This is a genomic window from Pseudenhygromyxa sp. WMMC2535 (genome assembly GCF_011083025.2).
Genome location: NZ_JABJWV010000039.1, coordinates 1 through 5515, shown reverse-complemented (window position 1 = coordinate 5515; position 5515 = coordinate 1). Strand labels below are relative to the sequence as shown.

The 5515-nt window shown below is 68.3% G+C and carries 4 protein-coding genes and 3 pseudogenes; 3 read left to right on the top strand and 4 right to left on the bottom strand.

Annotated features, from left to right (window positions below):
- Window positions 1-132: 132 nt before the first annotated feature.
- Together rpsI (G6O69_RS39270) and rplM (G6O69_RS39265) are read right to left on the bottom strand one after the other, a co-directional pair.
- Window positions 133-519: pseudogene (rpsI, locus tag G6O69_RS39270) on the bottom strand (30S ribosomal protein S9).
- A gap of 10 nt (window positions 520-529) precedes the next feature.
- Window positions 530-958: pseudogene (rplM, locus tag G6O69_RS39265) on the bottom strand (50S ribosomal protein L13).
- Between the two features lie 403 nt (window positions 959-1361).
- On the opposite strand from rplM (G6O69_RS39265), the gene G6O69_RS39260 reads away from it, so the two are divergent.
- Window positions 1362-2711, top strand: coding sequence for a diguanylate cyclase (locus G6O69_RS39260; RefSeq protein ID WP_176397493.1), 1350 nt, complete (start codon window positions 1362-1364; stop codon window positions 2709-2711).
- Here the strand turns inward: G6O69_RS39260 and G6O69_RS39255 are convergent.
- Window positions 2625-3143, bottom strand: coding sequence for an NAD(+)/NADH kinase (locus G6O69_RS39255; protein ID WP_176397492.1), 519 nt, complete (start codon window positions 3141-3143; stop codon window positions 2625-2627). The two genes, G6O69_RS39260 and G6O69_RS39255, sit on opposite strands and share 87 nt — an antisense overlap.
- Window positions 3144-3288: 145 nt before the next feature.
- Window positions 3289-4041 carry a diguanylate cyclase gene (locus tag G6O69_RS39250; protein ID WP_255216896.1) on the bottom strand — a complete coding sequence of 251 codons (753 nt, stop codon included), beginning with the start codon at window positions 4039-4041 and terminating at the stop codon, window positions 3289-3291.
- 564 nt (window positions 4042-4605) lie between these two features.
- Here G6O69_RS39250 and rplM (G6O69_RS39245) point away from each other — a divergent pair.
- Window positions 4606-5034, top strand: a complete 429-nt coding sequence (rplM, locus tag G6O69_RS39245) for a 50S ribosomal protein L13 (protein WP_172305664.1) — start codon at window positions 4606-4608, stop codon at window positions 5032-5034.
- 10 nt (window positions 5035-5044) lie between these two features.
- Window positions 5045-5427: pseudogene (rpsI, locus tag G6O69_RS39240) on the top strand (30S ribosomal protein S9).
- The last annotated feature ends 88 nt before the right edge of the window (window positions 5428-5515 follow it).

The following is a 5515-nucleotide window of genomic DNA, read 5'->3' as shown; positions in this document are numbered from 1 at the left end:
CGCGTCTGGAGCAGCCCTGGCTCGGTGCCAGATCGTCCGAGCGCGAGCGGGTGGGCGCGGCAGCGAGCGACGCTTCGAAAACGAAAAAGCCCTCGCGGTGGCGAGGGCTTTTTTTGCCGAAGCGGCGGGCGACTAGCGCTTGCTGAACTGGAAGCGCGCGCGAGCGCCACGGCGGCCGTACTTCTTGCGCTCTTTCTTGCGGGGGTCGCGGGTCAGGTGACCCTCGGCCTTGAGCTCACCACGGAACTCGCCGTTGACCCGAAGCAGGGCGCGAGCGATGCCGAGGCGGACGGCGCCAGCCTGACCGGAGAGCCCGCCGCCCTTGGCGGTGGCCCAGATGTCGTACTACTGCTCGCGGGTACCCGTCGCGTGCAGGGGCTGCTCGACAAACTTCATGTTGGTCGCGCGCGTGAGGTAGTCCTCGGCGTCGCGGCGGTTGATGGTGATCTTGCCTTCGCCGGGCATCAGCCAGACGCGGGCGATGGCGGTCTTGCGCCGGCCGGTCGCGTAGTACTTCATGACGGTTCGCTCAGAGCTGGTAGGGCTGGGGGTTCTGCGCGCCGTGGGGGTGTTCGGCGCCGGCGTAGACCTTCAGCTTCTTGAAGGTCTTGCGGCCGAGGGGACCCTTGGGGAGCATGCGCTTGACGGCGCTGCTGATGATCACCTCGGGCTTCTTGGCCAGCATCTCCCGCGCGGTGCGGGTCTTCATGTGGCCGAGGAAGCCAGTGAACTTGTTTGTAGGTCTGCTGATCCAGCTTGTTGCCGGTGAAGCGGACCTTGTCGGCGTTGATGCAGACCACGAAGTCGCCGGCGTCGAGGTGCGGCGTGAAGGTAGGCTTGTGCTTGCCGCGGAGCAGCTAGCGATCTTCGACGCGGCGCGACCGACGGTCTGACCCTCGAGATCGATGATCAGCCACGCGCGCTCGATGTCGGCCGGATTGGGGTAGGGGGTACCCATGGGACGGAGAGATTTAGAGGAGGGGTTTTAGGGTGTCAAGCAGTCTCGTGACCCATTTGCGGGGTCACGGACGAGAGCTGACCGAGGCGGGAACGTTTACCATGGGAAGTCTGGAGACTTCCAGCGGCGTTCTCGGGGCCTTGCGCTGGTCGCGGACTCGAATTCGGCGGTCCATGTGTGGATCCACGCGAAGTGCACGGCTCCAGGTGGGGAGATCGGAGCGTGACCGCGACGACACTGGATGGCTTTGGCGATCGGGATGAAATGTAAGGCTGTGCGGGAGGCCCTCGAAGGTCCATAATCGCGGGAGTCAATGAGTACGCCGCGCGAAGATACTCGTCGCAGACGATTCCTCGGTCGAACGTGCGGCTGCGCGCTCGGCGCTCGAGGAGGCCGATATGCCGTGGCCGAAGCTGTCGACGGCCAGCAGGCGCTCGAAGTGTTCGCGCGCGAGCGTCCCGACCTCGTCCTCCTCGACGTCGTGATGCCCCGTCTCACCGGGCTGGAGACCTGTCGGATCCTCAAGGCCAAGGCGCAGGGCAACTACCTGCCGGTGATCATGGTCAGCACCCGCAACTCGGTGAACGCCCGGGTCGAGGGCTGCGAAGCGGCGCCGACGACTACCTGGGCAAGCCCTACGACGCCGAAGAGCTGCGCGCCCGGGTCGAGGCGCTGCTGCGCACGCGCAAGGTCATCGCCGAGCGGGCGGCGGCCGAGGGCGGCGACGAGGAGCCGCCCGAAGAGGTCCCCGTGGCCCCGGCGGCCAGCGCTCGCTCGCGCGGCGGCGACGGAGAGTCCAAGGGCTCGCGGGTGCTCAACGAGGCCCTTCACCCGTCGGGCCGAAGAAGAGTTCGATCGCGCCGAGCGCTACAGCGATCCCCTGGCTTGCCTGCGCGTCGAGCTCGACAACTTCGAGACCCTGCTCAAGCGCCACTCCTCCGAGGCCGTGGCCGGGCTGGTGCGATCGCTGCGCGACGTCATCGAGATCAGCGTGCGCAAGATCGACTTGGTGTTCCGCCTCGACGAGCGCGGCTACATCTTGCTGCTGCCCAACACCCACTTCCCGGGGGCGCTCGCGGTCGCCGAGCGGATCTCCTTGGACACCAGCAAGCTGGTCCTCGACGCCGAGCCCAACTTGCGCTGCACGGTGAGCGTGGGCGTGTCCTTCTTCCCCAACAAGGACACGCACTCGGTCCAGGATCTGATCGACCTCGTCGGCGCGGCGCTCGAGCGGCGCGCAGCGAGGGCGGCGGCAAGATCTGCCTGTTCCAGCATCAGGGCTACCTCTACGCCCCCGAGGCGAGCTGAGCTCGGGAGCCCCCGGGCGCTCGGCTCGCGCATCAAGGTCGTCTCGTGCTGCTCCCCCTGCACTCCATCGCGCCGGCGCGGCGAATCCTGCTCTATCCGCGCGAGGATGGCCCCGCCGCGTTCCCGTCCACGAGTGAGGCGGCGGCGTGGCTGGTCGAGCGCGGGGTCGGGGTCGCGGTGCCGACCCACGTCCACGAGCAGCGCGACAACCCCTGGCTCGAGCTCCCCGACGAGGTCGTGCCCGTCGATCTCGAGGCCCTGCCCGCGGACTTCGATCTCGCCGTGGCCCTCGGCGGCGACGGGACCTTGCTCCGGGCGAGCCGCTGGGTCGCCGACCTCGACGTCCCGGTGCTCGGGATCAACCTCGGCGACCTCGGCTTCTTGTCGGCCTACGGCCGCGAGCAGATCGTCGAGGCCCTGGCCGACGCGCTCGCCGGCCGGCTGAGCTGGGAGCCGCGCCAGCGCATGCAGGTCGAGGTCCTGCGCCGAGGCGAGCGCTTTGGTCAGGCTGACACTCCCACCAAAAGCGCTCGCCTCGGCGCAGGACCTCGACCTGCATGCGCTGGCGCGGCTCCCAGCTCAGCCGGCCGGCGAGCGCGTCGGCCAGGGCCTCGACGATCTGCTCGCGGCCGTAGGCCGACAAGAAGCCGAGGTCGCCGAGGTTGATCCCGAGCACCGGGACGTCGAGGTCGGCGACCCAGCGGCTCGCCCGGAGCAAGGTCCCGTCGCCGCCGAGGGCCACGGCGAGATCGAAGTCCGCGGGCAGGGCCTCGAGATCGACGGGCACGACCTCGTCGGGGAGCTCGAGCCAGGGGTTGTCGCGCTGCTCGTGGACGTGGGTCGGCACCGCGACCCCGACCCCGCGCTCGACCACCACGCCGCCGCCTCACTCGTGGACGGGAACGCGGCGGGGCCATCCTCGCGCGGATAGAGCAGGATTCGCCGCGCCGGCGCGATGGAGTGCAGGGGAGCAGCACGAGACGACCTTGATGCGCGAGCCGAGCGCCCGGGGGCTCCCGAGCTCAGCTCGCCTCGGGGGCGTAGAGGTAGCCCTGATGCTGGAACAGGCAGATCTTGCCGCCGCCCTCGCTGCGCGCCCGCTCGAGCGCCGCGCCGACGAGGTCGATCAGATCCTGGACCGAGTGCGTGTCCTTGTTGGGGAAGAAGGACACGCCCACGCTCACCGTGCAGCGCAAGTTGGGCTCGGCGTCGAGGACCAGCTTGCTGGTGTCCAAGGAGATCCGCTCGGCGACCGCGAGCGCCCCCGGGAAGTGGGTGTTGGGCAGCAGCAAGATGTAGCCGCGCTCGTCGAGGCGGAACACCAAGTCGATCTTGCGCACGCTGATCTCGATGACGTCGCGCAGCGATCGCACCAGCCCGCCACGGCCTCGGAGGAGTGGCGCTTGAGCAGGGTCTCGAAGTTGTCGAGCTCGACGCGCAGGCAAGCCAGGGGATCGCTGTAGCGCTCGGCGCGATCGAACTCTTCTTCGGCCCGACGGGTGAAGGCCTCGTTGAGCACCCGCGAGCCCTTGGACTCTCCGTCGCCGCGCGAGCGAGCGCTGGCCGCCGGGGCCACGGGGACCTCTTCGGGCGGCTCCTCGTCGCCGCCCTCGGCCGCCGCCCGCTCGGCGATGACCTTGCGCGTGCGCAGCAGCGCCTCGACCCGGGCGCGCAGCTCTTCGGCGTCGTAGGGCTTGCCCAGGTAGTCGTCGGCGCCGCTTCGCACCCCCCGCCTCGACCCCTCGGGCGTTCACCGAGTTGCGGGTGCTGACCATGATCACCGGCAGGTAGTTGCCCTGCGCCTTGGCCTTGAGGATCCGACAGGTCTCCAGCCCGGTGAGACGGGGCATCACGACGTCGAGGAGGACGAGGTCGGGACGCTCGCGCGCGAACACTTCGAGCGCCTGCTGGCCGTCGACAGCTTCGGCCACGGCATATCCGGCCTCCTCGAGCGCCGAGCGCGCAGCCGCACGTTCGACCGAGGAATCGTCTGCGACGAGTATCTTCGCGCGTGGCGTACTCATTGACTCCCGCGATTATGGACCTTCGAGGGCCTCCCGCACAGCCTTACATTTCATCCCGATCGCCAAAGCCATCCAGTGTCGTCGCGGTCACGCTCCGATCTCCCCACCTGGAGCCGTGCACTTCGCGTGGATCCACACATGGACCGCCGAATTCGAGTCCGCGACCAGCGCAAGGCCCCGAGAACGCCGCTGGAAGTCTCCAGACTTCCCATGGTAAACGTTCCCCGCCTCGGTCAGCTCTCGTCCGTGACCCCGCAAATGGGGTCACGAGACTGCTTGACACCCTAAAACCCCTCCTCTAAATCTCTCCGTCCCATGGGTACCCCCTACCCCAATCCGGCCGACATCGAGCGCGCGTGGCTGATCATCGATCTCGAGGGTCAGACCGTCGGTCGCGCCGCGTCGAAGATCGCTAGCTTGCTCCGCGGCAAGCACAAGCCTACCTTCACGCCGCACCTCGACGCCGGCGACTTCGTGGTCTGCATCAACGCCGACAAGGTCCGCTTCACCGGCAACAAGCTGGATCAGCAGACCTACAACAAGTTCACTGGCTTCCTCGGCCACATGAAGACCCGCACCGCGCGGGAGATGCTGGCCAAGAAGCCCGAGGTGATCATCAGCAGCGCCGTCAAGCGCATGCTCCCCAAGGGTCCCCTCGGCCGCAAGACCTTCAAGAAGCTGAAGGTCTACGCCGGCGCCGAACACCCCCACGGCGCGCAGAACCCCCAGCCCTACCAGCTCTGAGCGAACCGTCATGAAGTACTACGCGACCGGCCGGCGCAAGACCGCCATCGCCCGCGTCTGGCTGATGCCCGGCGAAGGCAAGATCACCATCAACCGCCGCGACGCCGAGGACTACCTCACGCGCGCGACCACATGAAGTTTGTCGAGCAGCCCCTGCACGCGACGGGTACCCGCGAGCAGTACGACATCTGGGCCACCGCCAAGGGCGGCGGGCTCTCCGGTCAGGCTGGCGCCGTCCGCCTCGGCATCGCTCGCGCCCTGCTTCGGGTCAACGGCGAGTTCCGTGGTGAGCTCAAGGCCGAGGGTCACCTGACCCGCGACCCCCGCAAGAAAGAGCGCAAGAAGTACGGCCGCCGTGGCGCTCGCGCGCGCTTCCAGTTCAGCAAGCGCTAGTCGCCCCGCCGCTTCGGCAAAAAAAGCCCTCGCCACCGCGAGGGCTTTTTCGTTTTCGAAGCGTCGCTCGCTGCCGCGCCCACCCGCT

What these genes read in the sequence shown, in the direction of transcription:
- G6O69_RS39250 (WP_255216896.1), bottom strand. Translation starts at nt 4,041, where the DNA reads ATGGTCAGCACCCGCAACTCGGTGAACGCCCGAGGGGTCGAGGCGGGG.
- rplM (WP_172305664.1), top strand. Translation starts at nt 4,606, where the DNA reads ATGGGTACCCCCTACCCCAATCCGGCCGACATCGAGCGCGCGTGGCTG.